The following is a 17,353-nucleotide window of genomic DNA, read 5'->3' as shown; positions in this document are numbered from 1 at the left end:
TAAACAGATTGCGAAATCTATTTAAATTCTTTAGATAATTTAAAATGGGGAATAGTGGGGCCTGATCAAGCCCGATGTGGAGGGGAGCCTTTGGCTCAAAAAATCAAACTTTCGACGATTGCGGAAAGTCTCGGCTTATCAACGGCAACCATCTCTCTGGCACTGCGCGACAGCCCGCTGGTTGCCGCCGATACGCGCGAGAAAATCAAGGAACAGGCCCGCACGCTGGGTTATATTTATAACCGCCGTGCCGCCAGTCTCAGAACCTCCAGATCCGGCATCGTCGGCGTGGTTTTCCATGATGTGATGAACCCGTTTTACGGAGAAATCCTCAAGGCCATCGAGAGTGAACTCGACCGTAGTCGCCAGACTTTCATTCTGTCGAACCACTATGATTCCGTTGAAAAACAACGCAATTTCATCGAGACGCTGCTGCAGTTGGGCAGTGATGGCATCATTATGTCGCCTGCGATTGGCACGCCGACCGAAGACCTGAAGCTGGCAGAAGAAAACGGCATGCCGGCCATTCTGGTTGCCCGCTCGATGGACGGCGTTGATATGCCGACCTATCGCGGTGACGACAGCTATGGCATCTCGCTGGCCACCAACCATCTGATCAGTCTTGGTCATCGTACCATCGCCATGGTCGGCGGTACTGACCAGACCTCGACCGGTCGTGACCGTTATCAGGGTTACGTCAATGCGCTGCGCAAGGCGAATATCGAAGTTGATCCGAACCTGCGTATTCCTGGCCCACGCTCCAAACAGGGCGGCTTTGAGGCGGCGGTTCACTTCCTGTCCCTTCCACAAAAGCCGACAGCGGCGGTGTGCTGGAACGATCTGGTCGCTATCGGTCTGATGAACGGTATTTCACGCGCCGGTTTTGTGCCGGGTGTCGATATTTCGGTGACCGGATATGACGACCTTGAGGAAGCGGCAATTGCAACGCCAGCTTTGACCACCGTGTCCAACGGTCAGGCCGAGGTTGGCCGTATGGCAGCGCGTGCGCTGCTTGACCGCCTTGAGGGCAGCCACGAACCGGATGGTATCCATCTGATCAAGCCGGAAATGCGTATTCGCCAATCAACTGGCCCTGTCCGCCCAAGACAGTAACGGATATCGGCATCGTGGCCTTTCAAAGTCATACTATTCTGTTTTAAAGTCTCGAATTGTATGGCGGCAGACAAGGGCATGTGGGGTGCTATTTATCCCGTCATGCATTGCCTGCAACAGGCGATCAAGGGCTTCAAAGCCTTCATCGCGGGGCTGTTTGACGTATGGATAGACAAGCTGAGCTTGAAATGAATTTTACATTTGCACGGCTCATTTTGCCCTTCAGACCGAAAATTTCCTCGCAGAATGGATGAATTACTGGGTCCTGACCCTATGGAGGAAGTGCATGTCTGATACCAAAGCGACCGTTCTCGTTCCTGGCAAGATCAATCCGCGTGTTACCGAACGTCTGCAGGGCAATGTTGAAATCATTACCGTTCCGGCCGGTGGCGAGCTTGTTCTGCCTGAGGGCGTAGCTGAACGCGTTCGTGGTATTGCCGTGTCCGGCGTTGTTTCTGCGGCTTGGATGAATGCCTTGCCGAAGCTTGAAATCATTGCCAATTTTGGCGTCGGTTATGATGGTGTGGATGCCAAACATGCGGCATCGCGTGGCGTTGTCGTGACCAATACACCGGATGTTCTGAACGATGAGGTGGCAGATACCACCATTGCGCTGCTGATCAATACGCTGCGCCGTCTGCCGCAGGCGGAGAACTATTTGCGTGAAGGCCGTTGGGCCAAGGAAGGCGCTTTTGGCCTTTCGCCGTTTTCGCTCAAGGGTCGTACGATCGGTATTTTGGGCCTCGGTCGTATCGGCCTGGAGATTGCCAAGCGTCTTGAACCTTTCAAGGTCAATCTTGGCTACCACACCCGCACAAAGCGGGATGACGTGGCCTACACCTATTATGGTTCTTTGAAGGAAATGGCTGAAAAGGTCGATACCTTGATCAGCATCGTGCCTGGAACGGCGGCGACCCACAAGATTATCGATACCAATATCTTCAAGGCATTGGGGCCGCAGGGCGTGTTCATCAATGTCGGCCGTGGTTCAAGCGTTGACGAGGATGCTCTGATTAAAGCGCTGCAGGATAAGGTGATCGGTGCTGCCGGACTTGATGTGTTCTACAATGAGCCGCAAGTGCCGGATGCGTTTCTGAGCCTCGATAACGTTTCGATATTGCCGCATGTCGCTTCGGCGTCCGTTCCGACGCGAAATGCGATGGCAGATCTGGTGGCCGACAATCTTCTTGGCTGGTTCAAGGACAAGACAGTACTGACGCCGGTGCCGGAAACTCCTGTCAAGGGGTGACGGGCGCAACGGCATGCTGAAATCTGATCTCTCCCTCTGCGGGCGAGATTGATGTGCTGGTATCAGGCCTTGCTGGCCTGATATTCTCTGATAGCCTTGCCGAAAGCTTCAAAAAGGGCACGAGACGGTGCATCCGTCTCAGCCCAATATTCCGGGTGCCATTGCACACCGACGGCAAATCCCTTTGCATCGATAACAGACACGGCTTCAATCGTGCCATCTTGTGCAGTCGCCTCCACCTGCAGACGCGGCGCTGTTTCGGCAATCGCCTGACGATGCAGGGAGTTGATCTGGATTTCGCCTGCGAGACCCAGATGCTGGGCAATGCAGGAACCCTCGCGGATGATCACTGGCTGGCGAATGGCATAAGCCTCGTGCCGATCAACATCAGTGGGTTTGCGATGATCCCACACGCCCGGCTGCTCCTGAATTTCACTGGCCAGCGTGCCGCCCAGTGCCACGTTCAGTTCCTGAATGCCACGGCAGATGGCAAACATAGGAATGCCGCGTTCCAGTGCACGACGGATCAATGGCAGGGTGGTCGCATCACGCGCGGGATCGAAAGGTCCGTCGCTCTCCTTGGCTTCCATACCGTAAAGTGAGGGATGCACATTGGTGGCGGAGCCGGACACCAAGAGGCCATCGACCCGGTCGAGGATTTCATCGATGTCATTACCTTCGACAAGTGCCGGGATAATGAAGGCCATGACGTCAGCGGCCTTGAGCGCTGCATTGATATATTGTGTCTGTGCCGCATGCCATGTTGTGCCGTCGAACTCCCTGATATCGGCTGGGATGGCAATGACTGGTCTTGGCATGATGTCTCCGGCTGAACTTGAAATTTTCAAGCCTTGTAAAAATGCCTGTTCGTGACGGAAGTCAAGCGTCCGCAAAACCCACGAAGTGATTGCTGAATGCAGCTCATTCTTTAGTCTAAGGCTATGTGCTGCAGGCGGATTTTCGCCCGTTTTTGCCGGTAAATGCGGCTAACAGGCCGGTTCTGGCGTGTCTGAAAATCGTGGCTGATCTTGCCAGCGCCAAAGTGCTCATGTTTACTTTCAACCAGGCGTAGCCGTGGGGAGAACGGTCAAGCTTTGTCGCGATTATCTGGGAGGATAATATGGATCGCCGCTCATTCTTGAAGAACAGTGCAGTGACAGGTGCGGGTGCAGGTGCCGCAGCTGTGTCGTTGGCCGCACCGGCAATTGCGCAGGAAAAGACCAAGATCACGTGGCGTCTGACGTCATCCTTCCCCAAATCGCTGGATACGATTTTTGGTGGGGCAGAAGACATCGCCAAACATGTTGCTGCGGCAACCGATGGCAACTTCACGATCCAGACATTTGCCGCCGGTGAAATTGTGCCCGGCCTGCAAGCTGCTGATGCTGTATCATCCGGTACTGTGGAGATGGCGCACACCTGCTCCTATTATTACGTTGGCAAGGATCCGACCTTTGCGATTGGTTCGGCCATTCCATTCGGTCTTAATGCCCGCCTGACCAATGCCTGGTTCTATGAAGGCAGTGGCAACACGCTGATGAACGAGTTTTATGCCAAGCATAAGATTTACGGCATCGTCGCCGGCAATACCGGTGCGCAGATGGGTGGCTGGTTCCGCAAGGAGATCAACACTGTTGATGACTTAAAGGGCGTCAAGATGCGTATTGCCGGTCTCGCTGGCAAGGTGGTGGAGAAACTTGGTGTCGTGCCGCAGCAGGTGGCTGGCGGCGACATCTATCCGGCGCTTGAAAAAGGCACCATCGATGCGGCGGAGTGGATCGGACCTTATGATGACCACAAGCTCGGTTTCCAGAAGGTGGCGAAATATTATTACTATCCGGCCTTCTGGGAAGGCGGACTTGCTATCCATGCCTTTGTTAATCTTGACCAGTGGAACAATTTGCCAAAGCATTACCAAGCAGCACTGCAAGACGCCTGCGCTTATGCAAATACCCACATGATGGCGAAATACGACACCAAGAACCCGACAGCCATCAAGCAGTTGGTCGCGGAGGGCGCGGTGCTGCGGCCATTCAGCCAAGAAGTGTTAGAGGCCTGCTACAAGGCGTCGATGGAAGTTTACAGCGAGATTTCCGCTACTAATGCTGACTTCAAGAAAATCTATGAAGATCAGGCGGCGTTCAAGCGGGAAGGTTATCTCTGGATGCAGCTGTCCGAATATACCTTCGATACGTTCATGATGATCCAACAACGCAGCGGCAAGCTGTAGGATCTTCGCTGACTTTACTTGAGCGCAGCCAGTTCTACGTAAAACCCCGCCAGAGCGATCTGGCGGGGTTTTTGATTGTTATTGGATCTTTGGTGGTTCGCTAAGATTTGGCATGCCGGGCAGTCCACCACCCTGGCCACCACCCGGTTGTGCCGGAGCGCCGTCCATCGGCGGCAGGCCGAAGTTCGGCATGGTGTTGCCACCCTGATTGCCGAAGGCTGGCACCTCGATCTTGATCGAATTCAGGTCGACTTCAGGTGCCTTGTCCAGCCAATAGGTCACGGATTCGGGCCAGAAGATCACGATGGCGACGAGGATCAACTGCATGCCGAGCCACGGTATCGCCCCCATGTAAATATCTGACGTCTTGACCGATCTCGGTGCGATACTGCGAAGGTAAAACAACGCAAACCCGAAGGGCGGGTGCATGAAGCTGGTCTGCATGTTGATGCAGATCAGGACGCCGAACCAGATCAGGTCGATGCCGAGCGACTGTGCAACCGGTGCCAGCATCGGGATAACGATGAAGGCGATCTCGAAGAAATCGAGGAAGAAAGCGAGGAAGAAGATGAAGATGTTGACGAAGATCAGGAAGCCGATCGGGCCGCCTGGAATGCCAGACAACAGGTGTTCGATCCACAACGAACCATCCATGCCCTGAAACACCAGGCTGAAGCAGGTCGCGCCCACCAGAATGAACACCACCATGGAGGTGATGTGCATGGTGGAGTGCATGCCCTGCTTGACGAGATCCCAGGTCAAGCGGCGATGGCCTGCAGCCAGTGCCAGTGCACCGACAACACCCAGCGCACCGGCTTCGGTCGGTGTGGCAAGGCCGAGGAACAGCGTTCCCAGAACCAGGAAGATCAGCACGATGGATGGGATCATGCCGCCGAGCACCTTGAGGACGAGGGCGCGGTTCAACTCACCACGAGCTTCCGGCGGCAGGGCAGGCACATCCTTCGGGCGAACGAGCGACAGGATGAAGATGAACAGCAGGAAGATACCGACCTGAAGGAAGGACGGTCCGATAGCACCCAGATACATGTCGCCAACCGACTTGCCTAGCTGATCAGCCAGAACGATCAGCACGAGCGAGGGCGGGATAACCTGGGTGATGGTGCCGGAGGCGGCAATAACACCCGTCGCAAGGCGTGGGCTGTAGCCGTATTTCAGCATGATCGGAAGGGAAATGACGCCCATGGTGATAACCGAGGCGGCAACCGTGCCGGTGATGGCGCCAAGAATGGCACCGACGACGATAACCGCGTAGGCGAGACCGCCGGGAACAGCGCCGAACAGTTTTCCGGTGCCTTCCAGCAAATCCTCCGCCAGACCGCATCGTTCGAGAATTGCTCCCATGAAGGTGAAGAATGGAATAGCCAGCAGTAGATCGTTCGACACGATGCCGAAGATACGCAGCGGCAGAGCCTGTAGAAACGCTGGTGAAAAATGCTCGGTGAAAATACCGATGACGCCAAACATCAGGCCGACGGTTGCGAGCGAAAAGGCCACAGGAAAACCGTACAGCATGAAAATGACCATGCTGACGAACATGAGTGGCGGCAGAATACCGTATTCGAACATGTTTTAAGTCCCCGTTCCCGACGCCGTTATTGAAGTGGTTTTTCGTATTTGGTGTCGAGTGCCACCAAACCGGCAAGAGCGCCGAAACGCTTGATCAGTTCCGACAGACCCTGAAGGAACAGCAGCGCAAAACCTGCAACGATAATGAGTTTGACCGGCCAGCGGATAAGACCACCGGCATTCGAGGACATTTCACCCTGATGGAAGGACAGGGCAAACATCGGCCAACTGAGCCACATCAGGTAGAAGCAGGCGGGAAGGAGGAAAAGTGTGATGCCGATAATATCGACCCAGATACGGGCACGCGATGAAATCGAACCATAGATGATGTCGACACGGACATGCTCGTTCATGCGTAGTGTATAGGACGCGCCGATCAACACGATGAACCCGAACATGTACCACTGGATTTCAAGCCAGCCGTTGGAGCTGTAGTTGAAGATGTAACGCACAAGGGCGTTGATGGCACTGACGAGGCAGCATATCAGAACGAGGTAACCTGAAACCTTGCCAAGAAACTCACTGATCGCATCGATCACCGTGCTCAGCTTCAATAGAGCTGTCATTATTCTCCCCCCTCTTGTCGTCTTTTCGTCCCTGATCCGACTCCAAGGCTATATTTATTGATTTTGCCACGCATCGTATCCTGCCCTTAAGCGGGCAGCGAAAAAGCCATTCAAATTTCTGTATGTGTTGTATTGTTGAAATGCAACGGTCCTGACATGCGTCAATAGTAGTGCTTTGCGCATTTATATCGATTTGATGCGGCATCACGTCCATTGCGCAGTTTAGTTGCTTTGTGTTAGGTCTCGGCGTGGAGAGAGAGCCGTAAAGGTCACGTATTCCGGCGTTTTATTGCGTATCGCGCTTCAAAAAGCGTCTGTTCCTTTACGGATTTTTGGAAGGGAAATTACCATGAGCGAACATCATACCGGACCTGTCGAAGTCGGCGCGCCGATGAACTATGCAGAGCACGAAAAAACTTACAATCTTTTTCTAAGCGCGACCAAACTGGGTACCATTGCGCTTTGCGCATTGATGATCGCCATGGCCGCAGGGTTCTTCACCACTGCCGGCTTTTTCGGTGGATTTATTGTGTTCGTCGTTCTGCTTGTAGCGGGCACAATTATCCTGCGCTGATATTTCGTCAGCAATCTGATTGGTTGAAGCCATCCTGCTGGAGATCAACGTCTCCACCGGGCTGTATTGCCGTGAAATTTAATGGATGGAACATGCCGGGCGCATCTCCGGATTTTCCAGCGATCTAAGGAGAGTCTGCGTTGAGCAGTGTGGTATTTGTGGCGAAGGAAACCTCGCCGGACGAACCGCGTGTTGCCGCTTCGGCGGAAACCGTCAAAAAGATGATCGGCCTCGGACTTGAGGTTGTTGTCGAAGCCGGGGCAGGTCTGCTGTCACGTATTCCCGATGCGGATTACGAAAAAGCGGGTGCGAAAATTGGCAAGGCAACCGACGCCAAAACCGCCGATGTCATTTTGAAAGTTCGTCGCCCGGTGGACAAGGAAATCAAGTCCATCAAGCAGGGCGCTATCGTCATTGCCATCATGGACCCCTACGGCAACGAAGAAGCGCTGGCCGCTCTGGCGAAAGCTGGCGCCACGACATTCGCCATGGAGCTGATGCCGCGCATCACCCGTGCCCAGTCGATGGACGTTCTGTCGTCGCAGGCCAACCTGGCCGGTTACCAGGCGGTTATTGATGCGGCTGGCGAATACGACCGCGCCATGCCGATGATGATGACCGCTGCCGGTACCGTGCCAGCCGCCAAGGTGTTCGTGATGGGTGCCGGTGTTGCCGGTCTACAGGCCATCGCGACGGCACGCCGTCTGGGTGCTGTGGTTTCGGCCACCGACGTCCGCCCGGCTGCCAAGGAGCAGGTTGCGTCTCTCGGTGCCAAGTTCATCGCCGTTGAAGACGACGAGTTCAAGGCCGCCGAGACCGCTGGCGGTTACGCCAAGCAGATGTCGGCTGAATATCAGGCCAAGCAGGCCGCTCTGGTTGCCGAACATATTGCCAAGCAGGATATCGTCATCACGACAGCACTTATTCCGGGCCGTCCGGCACCGAAGCTTGTTTCGCGCGCGATGCTGGCCTCCATGCGTTCCGGTTCGATTGCCGTTGATCTAGCTGTCGAGCGTGGTGGCAACGTGGAAGGTGTCGAGGCCGGAAAGGTTGCTTATGTCGAGGGCGTCAAGGTCATCGGTTATAGCAACGTCGCTGGCCGGGTAGCGGCATCTGCGTCGCTGCTTTACGCAAAGAACCTGCTTACATTCCTGGAGACGATGATCTCAAAGGAAACCAAGCAACTTGCCCTGAACACGGAAGATGAACTGGTCAAGGCAACCATGCTGACGCATGGCGGCGCCGTCGTTCACCCGAATTTCGGTGGCGTCAAGAATGAAGGAGCCGCATGATGGCGAATGAAGTTTTGAACAAGGCTCTTGATGGGCTGGATCAGGCTGTCGAAGCGGTCAAGGCTGCAGCAGCGCAAACGCCTGATGTTGTTGACGCTGTCGGTTTGGCAGCGCACGGTGTATCTGGCGGCGCAATCGATCCCTTCGTCTTCCGTCTGGCTATTTTCGTGCTGTCGATCTTCGTCGGTTATTACGTCGTGTGGTCGGTAACGCCTGCACTGCACACACCGTTGATGGCCGTTACCAACGCGATCTCTTCTGTGATCGTGGTCGGTGCATTGCTTGCCGTTGGCATTTCCACCTCCGGTCTTGCGACCGGCTTTGGTTTCGTGGCGCTGGTCCTCGTATCGGTCAACATTTTCGGTGGCTTCCTCGTCACCAGCCGCATGCTCGCCATGTACAAGAAAAAAGATAAGTGAGGGCTGCCTGAATGTCCCAAAATTTTGCCGCCTTCCTCTACCTCGTTTCCGGTGTGCTGTTCATCATGGCACTGCGCGGCCTTTCGCATCCTGCCACCAGCCGCAAGGGTAACCTGTATGGCATGGTCGGTATGGCAATCGCCATCGGCACGACGCTGCTTCTGGCAACGCCGTCCTTCGGCGGTCTGGTGCTGATCATCCTCGGTCTTGCCATTGGTGGTGGTGCCGGTGCCTATATTGCCCGCACAATCCCGATGACGTCGATGCCGCAGTTGGTTGCCGGTTTTCACTCGCTGGTTGGTCTTGCTGCTGTGCTGGTGGCAGCTGCTGCCATCTACACACCGTCATCCTTTGGCATCGGCGAGCTCGGTTCGATCCATGCGCAGGCGCTGATTGAAATGTCGCTCGGCGTGGCAATTGGTGCCATCACCTTTACTGGCTCGATCATTGCCTATCTGAAACTTGATGGTCGCATGTCGGGCAAGCCGATCATGCTGCCGATGCGCCATGTCATCAACGCATCGATCTTCGCTGCCATTGTCGTGCTGATCGGCATTCTGGTTGCTACCGAAAGCCACTTTGTCTTCTGGCTGATCGTTGCCCTGTCGCTGGTCTTCGGTGTTCTGCTGATCATCCCGATCGGTGGCGCGGACATGCCTGTGGTCGTGTCGATGCTGAACTCCTATTCGGGCTGGGCTGCCGCCGGTATCGGCTTTACGCTCGGCAATCTGGCGCTGATCATCACCGGTGCACTGGTTGGTTCTTCGGGTGCGATCCTGTCCTACATCATGTGTAAGGGTATGAACCGCTCGTTCATCTCGGTTATTCTGGGTGGCTTCGGCGGTGAAGCAGCTGCTGCCACCGCTGACGATGGCGTTCAACGCACCGTCAAGCAGGGTTCTGCCGACGATGCGGCTTACCTGATGGCCAATGCCTCCAAGGTTATCATCGTGCCGGGTTACGGCATGGCGGTTGCACAGGCACAGCATGCGCTGCGTGAAATGGCCGATACGCTGAAAAAGAACGGCGTTGAAGTGAAATACGCAATTCACCCTGTTGCCGGTCGTATGCCTGGCCACATGAACGTGCTGCTGGCCGAGGCCAATGTGCCTTACGATGAAGTGTTCGAGCTGGAAGACATCAACTCTGAATTCGCACAGGCCGACGTGGCCTATGTGATTGGCGCGAATGATGTGACCAACCCGGCTGCGCGTGACGACAAAACCTCGCCGATTTACGGCATGCCGATCCTTGATGTCGACAAGGCCAAGACCTGCCTTTTCGTGAAGCGTTCGCTTGGTTCCGGTTATGCCGGTATCGACAACACGTTATTCTACAAGGACGGCACGATGATGTTGCTTGGCGATGCCAAGAAGGTGACGGAAGAAATCGTCAAGGCCATGAACCACTAATCATCGGCTTGAGATTGTGTTGAAGGGCGCGTGCAGCAGTGCACGCTCTTTGTTTTGTCTTGCGTCGTCCAGAGTTCGTGATGGTTTGGAATACAAAAAGCCGGAAGGTTTCCCTCCCGGCGTTCGATCATGATTATGTGAGGCTCGAGCTTTATGCGCCGCCGCGAGTACGGGCAACGCCGTCAAGTGCCGGCTTGTATTTGGGATCAAGACGCGCTGCGTGCGAATAGGACTTTGCCGCCTTTGCCGTCTCATTGCGACGCTCATAGACCAAAGCCTGGTTTGCCCAGGATTCAGCAATCTTGTCGTCCAGCGCAATGGCCGTGTTGAAGTCAGCAAATGCGTTTTCATCGTCGTTGAGGGCGATGTAGGAAATACCGCGACCGTTATAGGGCTCTGGTGAGCTTGGCGACAGCGAGATGGCCTTCGAGAAATCTTCGATCGCCTGCGCATGCTGGTTGCGGAGCTGGTAGATCAGACCACGGTTATGCCAGGCGCGCCCATCCGTGGTCTCAAGCTGGATCGCCCGGCTGAAATCGTTGAAGGCCTCATTGGTGCGGCCGGTCTGGCGGTAGAGGTTACCTCTGCCAATATAGGCCACGTCATAGGATGCGTTGATCTGCAGGGCGGCGTTGTAATCGGCAAGTGCCTGCGCCTGCTGCCCCATGTTGCGGTTGACCAGCGCGCGATTGGCGTAAGCCTGGTAAAAGCGGGGGTTCAACTGGATGGCGCGGTCGAAGTCGGCCAGCGCACGGCGGAAATCACCAGCGCGGCCGTAAGCGGAGCCACGCACATTATAGCCTTCCGGATCCTGCGGGTTCGAACTGATAACCGATGACAGGGAGGCGATGTTTTCACTGGAGCCCTGAGCACGATCCAGACGAATGGCGTCAGATGGCTGAGTGGTTGTGGCGCAGCCGGAGAGGCCGGCAACTAGCAAGCAGGCCATGATCGGGAACAGTGCCGATGTCTTGTGCTTATCAACCACGTTGCGCCGCAGAGTGTTGGAACGAGCGGTTGCACAATTCATGTCGGCGATCATCTGGTGTCTTTTCCCTTAAAGGCCTGGCACTCAACTATGCTTGAGGCCGTAAACTGAAAAAGCGGCGGCGAAAATTCGCCCCCGCCCAACAAGCATTCAAAAACGTCGAAAAGACGACCGCTTAGCGAGCCGCACGGGCGCCAGCAACCAGGCCTTCGCGCTGTGCACGCTTGCGTGCGAGCTTGCGAACGCGGCTAATTGCTTCAGCCTTTTCGCGAACACGCTTCTCGGATGGCTTCTCGAAATGGTCGCGCATCTTCATTTCGCGGAAGACGCCTTCGCGCTGCAATTTCTTCTTCAGAACGCGTAGCGCCTGATCGACATTATTGTCGCGGACTAGTACCTGCACGTGTATCCCGTTCCTTTGTTTGGTTCTTAGAGCCGAAGACGAATGGCATCCTCAGGCAAACAAAATATCGTTCGTTGGCCAGACGGCCACGCGATTGGTGTGGTGCAATATCAGATGATCTGCAGAAAGTCTAGCCGTTAACCTTGACGGCGCGTCAAAAAGCCCGGCTGCGCCGACATCGGGCAAATCAACAGCGCTGCCTTAATACAACGAATATGTTGCTTCATGTCAAAACATCGTGTGTCATGCGTCGCAAAGTGGACGATACGGCATGTCGCGATTTGTCATGTGTATGGTGCGTTAAAAACTCTACCGGTCCTTCCAAGGGAGTCTGAAATCACATGCGGAAATATTCGGTTTTTGCCGTGGCCAGAGAAGCATTACGCGGTCACAAGGGCTGGGACGCCCAATGGGTGTCGCCCGAACCTCGCAGTGAATACGACGTCATTATCATCGGCGGTGGCGGGCATGGTCTTGGGGCAGCTTATTATCTGGCCAAGGAGCATGGCATCACCAATGTTGCCGTTCTGGAAAAAGGCTGGCTGGGTGGGGGTAACAGTGGACGTAACACCACCATCATCCGCTCCAACTATCTCTACGAAGAGAGCATGGACATTTTCGAGCATTCCCTGAAACTGTGGGAAGGGTTGAGCCAGGAATTGAACTACAACGTCATGTATTCGCCACGCGGCGTGATGATGTTGTCGCATAACATCCATGACATGCAGTCGTTCAAACGCCACATCAATGCGAACCGTCTTTATGGCATCGATAATGAGTGGCTGACACCGGAACAGGCCAAGGCCTATTGCCCGCCGCTCGATATCTCCGGCACAGCCCGTTATGCGATCAATGGTGCCGCCTTGCAGCGCCGTGGCGGTACGGCCCGTCATGACGCGGTCAACTGGGGTTATGCGCGTGCTGCCTCCGACCGGGGTGTCCATATCATTCAGAATTGCGAAGTAACCGCCATCCGGCGCGGGCCTGACGGCGCGGTGACCGGGGTTGAGACGAACCGTGGATTTATCGGCGCGAAAAAGATTGGCGTATCGGCGGCCGGGCATTCCTCTGTCGTCATGTCGATGGCTGATGTGCGGGTGCCGCTGGAAAGCCAGCCGCTACAGGCGCTGGTGTCCGAACCGCTCAAGCCCATCATTCCATGCGTGATCATGTCCAATACGGTGCATGCCTATATTTCCCAATCCGATAAGGGAGAGTTGGTAATCGGTGCTGGAACGGACCAGTATACATCCTATTCGCAGACCGGTGGATTGCAGATCATCACCCACACGCTGGATGCGATTTGTGAGCTTTTCCCGGTTCTGCGTCGCGTCAAGATGATGCGCCAGTGGGGTGGCATTACGGATAACACACCCGATCGTTCCGCCATCCAGAGCGTGACGCCGGTGCCAAACCTCTTTGTCAATTGCGGCTGGGGTACCGGCGGCTTTAAGGCGACGCCGGGTTCAGCGCATCTGTTTGCGCATCTGATTGCACGGGGTGAGCCGCACCGGCTGGCCGCCGGGTTGACGCTCGACCGTTTCCGCACCGGCCGACTGATCGATGAAGCTGCCGCTGCGGCTGTTGCGCACTAAGGCTTGAGGACTAAACCATGCTGATTATTCGTTGCCCTTATTGCGAAGATGACCGTTCCGAACTGGAGTTTCGCTGGGCGGGTGAGGCGCATATTGCGCGCCCTGAAAACATTGCCGAGATTTCCGATGAGGCTTTTTCGGAGTTCTTTTTCATGCGTGACAATACCAAGGGGCTGATTTTTGAGCGCTGGCGCCACATTCATGGCTGCGGGCGTTTTTTCAATGCAGCCCGGCACACGGTCAGTGACAGAATTTACCTGACTTACAAGGCAGGTGAACCGAAGCCTGATGCCGATGCCATTCTTGAAACTGCCAATGACAGAGGAGCGTCGAAATGAGCGGCGCATATCGTATTGCCGGAGTGGGGCGTCTAACGCCTGCACGCACTGCCCGATTTACCTTTGACGGGAAGATTTACACGGCGCTTGAAGGTGACACGGTGGCCGCAGCATTGCTGGCCAATGGTGTTCACCTGATTGGTCGTTCTTTCAAATATCATCGGCCACGCGGTTTTCTTTCGGCAGGTCCGGAAGAGCCCAATGCCTTGATTGATGTGTCGCGCGATGCGGGCCGTCGCCAGCCAAACGTACGTGCTACGGTGCAGGAAGTGTTCGACGGCGCCATCATCCGTTCGCAAAACCGCTTCCCAACCCTGTCTTTTGACGTTGGAGCGATCAACGATCTGTTTTCTCCGTTTTTTGCCGCCGGTTTTTATTACAAGACCTTCATGTGGCCAAAGAGCTTCTGGCACAAGATTTACGAGCCGGTCATTCGCCGGGCTGCCGGGCTTGGCGTGGTGCCGGATGAAGCGGATGCCGATCACTACGGAACCCGTTACGCGCATTGTGATGTGTTGGTGGCGGGCGGTGGCGCTGCGGGTCTGACGGCCGCACTTGCTGCTGCCCGCACCGGTGCCAATGTGATCCTTGCGGATGAGCAACCGGAGGCCGGTGGCGCCCTGCATTTCGACAAGGGTGCAATTATCGATGGCATGGAAGGATATGACTGGGCGCAGGCAACCATCGCCAAGTTGAGAGCCATGCCAAATGTGCGGATCTTGCCGCGCACCACCGTGTTTGGATATTACAATCACAACTTCCTTGGGCTTGCGGAACGGTTGAGCGACCATTTGGTGCTGCCAGAAAAGGCGCAGCCGCGTGAGCGTCTGTGGCAGGTTCGCGCCAAGCAGGTGGTTCTGGCGACAGGGTCCATCGAACGTCATATGGTGTTTGCCAATAATGACCGACCCGGCATTATGCTGGCATCGGCAGGGCGCACCTATCTCAATCATTATGGTGTGGCGGTCGGTCACAAGGTGGGCGTCTATACCGCCCATGATTCCGCCTATGAAACGGCTTTTGATCTGAAAAAGGCCGGTGTCGAGATTGCCGCTATTGTCGACTGCCGCGATAACCCGGCTGAAAGCCTGTTGGCTGAGGCACGTTCGCTCGGCATCACAGTCCTGACTGGTCATAGTGTTTTCAACACATCGGGACGTCTGCGGGTGTCGTCGATAACGGTCGGTCGCAACGGCGGTGCGTCCAAGCGCAAGATTTCGGTTGATGCTCTGCTGGTTTCGGCGGGCTGGACGCCTTCAGTACATCTGTTCTCACAATCACGCGGCAAGCTGCGGTTCGATGCGCAGAATGATCGTTTCCTGCCTGATGTCCACGTGCAGGACTGTATTTCCGTTGGCACCTGCAATGGCACGGATGATCTGGAAGCACTGATTGCCGAGGCACTTGCGGCCGGTGAAAATGCCGCAAAAGCGGCCGGTGCCGCCGAGGATGCCGATGTCTACTTCACCGGCAGCAACTCGCGCAACTGGACCGGTGGCATGATCGGGGCGGCGGAAGGTGCAGGGGAAGATAGCGGCGTCAAAGCCTTTATCGACTTCCAGCACGATGTATGCGCCAAGGATATTCGCCTTGCGGTGCGTGAAGGCATGCACTCCATCGAACATATCAAGCGCTTCACGACGAACGGCATGGCTTCTGATCAGGGCAAGCTCTCCAACATGCATGGTCTTGCCATTGCTGCGGAAGCACTGGGTCGCGACCTGCCGAAAGTGGGACTGACCACCTTCCGTGCGCCCTATACGCCGGTGACCTTCGGCACGCTGGTTAACCACTCGCGTGGCCATCTGTTTGATCCGACGCGCAAGACACCGATGCATGCGCTTGAAGAGGCTGCCGGTGCGGTGTTTGAAGATGTCGGTAACTGGAAACGTGCGTGGTTTTTCCCGCGAGCCGGTGAAAACATGCATGAAGCGGTCAACCGCGAATGCAAGACCGCCCGTGACAAGGTCGGCGTGTTTGATGCTTCAACCCTTGGCAAGATCGAGGTTGTTGGGCCGGATGCCGCAAAGTTCCTCAATCTGATGTACACCAATGCCTGGGACACGCTGAAACCGGGCAAATGCCGTTACGGCATTATGACCCGCGAAGATGGCTTTGTGTATGATGATGGTGTTGTCGGGCGCATTGCGGAAGACCGTTTCCATGTGACGACGACAACAGGTGGTGCGCCACGCGTGTTGCACCATATGGAAGATTATCTGCAAACTGAATTCCCGCATCTGAATGTCTGGCTGACATCGACCACCGAACAATGGGCGGTCATTGCAGTGCAGGGACCAAAGGCGCGGGAGGTGATCGAGCCGTTTGTTGAGGGCATTGATATTTCCAACGAAGCCTTCCCGCATATGAGTGTTGCGGAAGGCAAGTTCTGCGGTGTGCCAACCCGGTTGTTCCGTGTGTCGTTCACCGGTGAACTTGGTTTCGAAATCAACGTTCCCGCTGACTTCGGACCGGCGGTCTGGCAGGCCGTTCGTAAACGGGCAGAAGCGGTGGGTGGTTGCCTGTACGGTACGGAAACCATGCATATTCTGCGTGCCGAAAAGGGGTACATCATCGTCGGTCAGGATACTGACGGCACAGTGACACCTGACGATGCGGGTCTGTCCTGGGCGGTTTCCAAAAAGAAGACGGACTTTGTCGGTATTCGCGGGTTGAAACGACCCGATCTTTTACGGTCCGGACGCAAGCAATTGGTCGGGCTCTTGAGCAAGGAACCCACCATCGTACCGGAAGAGGGCGGTCAGATTGTTGCCGATCCCAACCAGCCCAAACCGATGACCATGCTCGGTCATGTCACCTCTGCCTACTGGTCGGAAAATCTCGGTCGTTCCATCGCGTTCGGCCTGGTGGTGGATGGCCATAAGCGGGTGGGCGAGACGCTTTATATCCCACTCGTAGACAGAACGATTGCCGTCGAAGTCACCGATATGGTGTTCTTTGACAAGGAAGGAGGCCGCATCCATGGTTGATACGATTGAAGCCACAAGAACACAGCCGAATGCCAGCTTCCGGCGTGTTCAGGGCAGTGTTTCCATCGAACAGGCGGCATTTGCATCACGCATCTCGCTGCGTGCCAAGGAAGATGCGGTTGGTCCTCTGTCCACGGCACTTGGTCTTGTACTGCCAACCAGACCCAAAACATCCAGCGTGTCTGGACTGCGTTCAGCATTGTGGCTCGGGCCGGATGAGTGGCTGGTGATCGACCAATCAGGCGGAGATCTGATGGCGGTGTGTGCCACTGTCGATGCAATACATTCGTCTGCTGATATTTCTCACCGCAACACAGCCTTTATTGTGTCAGGTGAGGATGCGGCCGATGTGCTGAATGCAGGCTGCCCGCAGGACCTGTCGCTTGCGGCCTTCCCGGTGGGTGCGGTTTCGCGCACGCTGTTTGGCAAGGCCGAAGTGGTGATCTTCCGTGTGACCGAGGATACGTTCCGGCTGGAATGCTGGCGCTCATTTGCGGAATATGTCGGCGGGTTGGTGCGTGAGGCAGCATCCGAAGTCATATTCTGAGAGTTGACGTGTAAAGCGCGACGGGCTGTTCCGGTCAAAGACCGGGCCAG

General features: G+C 55.6%; 17 protein-coding genes. 12 read left to right on the top strand and 5 right to left on the bottom strand.

The features are described 5' to 3' along the window. Positions 1-90 precede the first annotated feature (90 nt). The 3 genes from HGO37_RS04275 (at position 91) to HGO37_RS04270 (ending at position 2,362) form a co-directional block, all read left to right on the top strand. Positions 91-1,113, top strand: coding sequence for a LacI family DNA-binding transcriptional regulator (locus tag HGO37_RS04275; RefSeq protein WP_192488054.1), 1,023 nt, complete (start codon positions 91-93; stop codon positions 1,111-1,113). A 60-nt stretch (positions 1,114-1,173) separates the two neighbouring features. Next, positions 1,174-1,305 carry a hypothetical protein gene (locus tag HGO37_RS26335; RefSeq protein WP_285200444.1) on the top strand — a complete coding sequence of 44 codons (132 nt, stop codon included), beginning with the start codon at positions 1,174-1,176 and terminating at the stop codon, positions 1,303-1,305. Positions 1,306-1,399: 94 nt separating this feature from the next. After that, complete coding sequence (locus HGO37_RS04270; protein ID WP_192488055.1) at positions 1,400-2,362, top strand: 2-hydroxyacid dehydrogenase; 963 nt, start codon at positions 1,400-1,402, stop codon at positions 2,360-2,362. A 62-nt stretch (positions 2,363-2,424) separates the two neighbouring features. On the opposite strand, the gene HGO37_RS04265 is transcribed toward HGO37_RS04270, so the two are convergent. Beyond that, positions 2,425-3,180 carry a gamma-glutamyl-gamma-aminobutyrate hydrolase family protein gene (locus tag HGO37_RS04265; protein ID WP_250982249.1) on the bottom strand — a complete coding sequence of 252 codons (756 nt, stop codon included), beginning with the start codon at positions 3,178-3,180 and terminating at the stop codon, positions 2,425-2,427. Between the two features lie 302 nt (positions 3,181-3,482). Between HGO37_RS04265 and HGO37_RS04260 the strand changes: the two genes are divergently transcribed. Beyond that, positions 3,483-4,592, top strand: coding sequence for a TRAP transporter substrate-binding protein (locus HGO37_RS04260; protein ID WP_250982248.1), 1,110 nt, complete (start codon positions 3,483-3,485; stop codon positions 4,590-4,592). A 78-nt stretch (positions 4,593-4,670) separates the two neighbouring features. Here the strand turns inward: HGO37_RS04260 and HGO37_RS04255 are convergent, their stop codons facing one another. Together HGO37_RS04255 and HGO37_RS04250 are read right to left on the bottom strand one after the other, a co-directional pair. Next, complete coding sequence (locus HGO37_RS04255) at positions 4,671-6,179, bottom strand: TRAP transporter large permease (protein ID WP_192488058.1); 1,509 nt, start codon at positions 6,177-6,179, stop codon at positions 4,671-4,673. Positions 6,180-6,205: 26 nt separating this feature from the next. Further along, complete coding sequence (locus tag HGO37_RS04250) at positions 6,206-6,745, bottom strand: TRAP transporter small permease subunit (protein WP_192488059.1); 540 nt, start codon at positions 6,743-6,745, stop codon at positions 6,206-6,208. A gap of 349 nt (positions 6,746-7,094) precedes the next feature. Between HGO37_RS04250 and HGO37_RS04245 the strand changes: the two genes are divergently transcribed. The 4 genes from HGO37_RS04245 to HGO37_RS04230 all read left to right on the top strand — a co-directional run bounded on the left by HGO37_RS04245 (position 7,095) and on the right by HGO37_RS04230 (position 10,442). Beyond that, the gene (locus HGO37_RS04245; protein WP_192488060.1) at positions 7,095-7,319 is read left to right on the top strand and encodes an aa3-type cytochrome c oxidase subunit IV; all 225 of its coding nucleotides are present in this window, start codon (positions 7,095-7,097) and stop codon (positions 7,317-7,319) included. A 140-nt stretch (positions 7,320-7,459) separates the two neighbouring features. Continuing rightward, a complete protein-coding gene (locus HGO37_RS04240) occupies positions 7,460-8,611 on the top strand; it encodes a Re/Si-specific NAD(P)(+) transhydrogenase subunit alpha (RefSeq protein WP_250982247.1) in 1,152 nt (383 codons plus the stop codon). Beyond that, positions 8,611-9,030 (top strand): proton-translocating transhydrogenase family protein, encoded by a 420-nt coding sequence (locus HGO37_RS04235; protein ID WP_192488062.1) that lies wholly within the window; start codon positions 8,611-8,613, stop codon positions 9,028-9,030. The genes HGO37_RS04240 and HGO37_RS04235 overlap by 1 nt, the downstream gene beginning before the upstream one ends. Positions 9,031-9,041: 11 nt before the next feature. Continuing rightward, the gene (locus HGO37_RS04230; RefSeq protein ID WP_192488063.1) at positions 9,042-10,442 is read left to right on the top strand and encodes an NAD(P)(+) transhydrogenase (Re/Si-specific) subunit beta; all 1,401 of its coding nucleotides are present in this window, start codon (positions 9,042-9,044) and stop codon (positions 10,440-10,442) included. Positions 10,443-10,593: 151 nt separating this feature from the next. Here HGO37_RS04230 and HGO37_RS04225 read toward each other — a convergent pair whose 3' ends face one another. Continuing rightward, a complete protein-coding gene (locus tag HGO37_RS04225; protein ID WP_371815298.1) occupies positions 10,594-11,472 on the bottom strand; it encodes a tetratricopeptide repeat protein in 879 nt (292 codons plus the stop codon). 133 nt (positions 11,473-11,605) lie between these two features. Next, a complete protein-coding gene (gene rpsU, locus HGO37_RS04220) occupies positions 11,606-11,833 on the bottom strand; it encodes a 30S ribosomal protein S21 (protein ID WP_192488065.1) in 228 nt (75 codons plus the stop codon). 341 nt (positions 11,834-12,174) lie between these two features. On the opposite strand from rpsU, the gene HGO37_RS04215 reads away from it, so the two are divergent. Genes HGO37_RS04215 through HGO37_RS04200 form a run of 4 tightly spaced genes read left to right on the top strand, consistent with a single transcriptional unit; the run spans position 12,175 to position 17,303 of the window. After that, positions 12,175-13,428, top strand: a complete 1,254-nt coding sequence (locus HGO37_RS04215) for a sarcosine oxidase subunit beta family protein (protein ID WP_250982246.1) — start codon at positions 12,175-12,177, stop codon at positions 13,426-13,428. Between the two features lie 17 nt (positions 13,429-13,445). After that, a complete protein-coding gene (locus HGO37_RS04210) occupies positions 13,446-13,766 on the top strand; it encodes a sarcosine oxidase subunit delta (protein ID WP_250982245.1) in 321 nt (106 codons plus the stop codon). Further along, positions 13,763-16,756 carry a sarcosine oxidase subunit alpha gene (locus tag HGO37_RS04205; protein ID WP_250982244.1) on the top strand — a complete coding sequence of 998 codons (2,994 nt, stop codon included), beginning with the start codon at positions 13,763-13,765 and terminating at the stop codon, positions 16,754-16,756. The genes HGO37_RS04210 and HGO37_RS04205 overlap by 4 nt, the downstream gene beginning before the upstream one ends. Then, positions 16,749-17,303, top strand: a complete 555-nt coding sequence (locus HGO37_RS04200) for a sarcosine oxidase subunit gamma (protein WP_250982243.1) — start codon at positions 16,749-16,751, stop codon at positions 17,301-17,303. Before HGO37_RS04205 ends, HGO37_RS04200 begins: the two co-directional genes overlap by 8 nt. The last annotated feature ends 50 nt before the right edge of the window (positions 17,304-17,353 follow it).

The sequence above is a fragment of the Rhizobium sp. CG4 genome, from assembly GCF_023701965.1.
Taxonomy (GTDB): Bacteria; Pseudomonadota; Alphaproteobacteria; order Rhizobiales; family Rhizobiaceae; genus Agrobacterium.
Note: the sequence above shows the minus strand (reverse complement) of the source record. Positions and strands in the feature narration are given on the sequence as shown.

What these genes read in the sequence shown, in the direction of transcription:
- HGO37_RS04250 (WP_192488059.1), bottom strand. Translation starts at nt 6,745, where the DNA reads ATGACAGCTCTATTGAAGCTGAGCACGGTGATCGATGCGATCAGTGAG.
- HGO37_RS04270 (WP_192488055.1), top strand. Translation starts at nt 1,400, where the DNA reads ATGTCTGATACCAAAGCGACCGTTCTCGTTCCTGGCAAGATCAATCCG.
- HGO37_RS04225 (WP_371815298.1), bottom strand. Translation starts at nt 11,472, where the DNA reads ATGAATTGTGCAACCGCTCGTTCCAACACTCTGCGGCGCAACGTGGTT.
- HGO37_RS04210 (WP_250982245.1), top strand. Translation starts at nt 13,446, where the DNA reads ATGCTGATTATTCGTTGCCCTTATTGCGAAGATGACCGTTCCGAACTG.
- HGO37_RS04245 (WP_192488060.1), top strand. Translation starts at nt 7,095, where the DNA reads ATGAGCGAACATCATACCGGACCTGTCGAAGTCGGCGCGCCGATGAAC.
- HGO37_RS04200 (WP_250982243.1), top strand. Translation starts at nt 16,749, where the DNA reads ATGGTTGATACGATTGAAGCCACAAGAACACAGCCGAATGCCAGCTTC.
- HGO37_RS04205 (WP_250982244.1), top strand. Translation starts at nt 13,763, where the DNA reads ATGAGCGGCGCATATCGTATTGCCGGAGTGGGGCGTCTAACGCCTGCA.
- HGO37_RS04230 (WP_192488063.1), top strand. Translation starts at nt 9,042, where the DNA reads ATGTCCCAAAATTTTGCCGCCTTCCTCTACCTCGTTTCCGGTGTGCTG.
- HGO37_RS26335 (WP_285200444.1), top strand. Translation starts at nt 1,174, where the DNA reads ATGGCGGCAGACAAGGGCATGTGGGGTGCTATTTATCCCGTCATGCAT.
- HGO37_RS04235 (WP_192488062.1), top strand. Translation starts at nt 8,611, where the DNA reads ATGGCGAATGAAGTTTTGAACAAGGCTCTTGATGGGCTGGATCAGGCT.
- HGO37_RS04260 (WP_250982248.1), top strand. Translation starts at nt 3,483, where the DNA reads ATGGATCGCCGCTCATTCTTGAAGAACAGTGCAGTGACAGGTGCGGGT.
- HGO37_RS04215 (WP_250982246.1), top strand. Translation starts at nt 12,175, where the DNA reads ATGCGGAAATATTCGGTTTTTGCCGTGGCCAGAGAAGCATTACGCGGT.
- HGO37_RS04265 (WP_250982249.1), bottom strand. Translation starts at nt 3,180, where the DNA reads ATGCCAAGACCAGTCATTGCCATCCCAGCCGATATCAGGGAGTTCGAC.
- HGO37_RS04255 (WP_192488058.1), bottom strand. Translation starts at nt 6,179, where the DNA reads ATGTTCGAATACGGTATTCTGCCGCCACTCATGTTCGTCAGCATGGTC.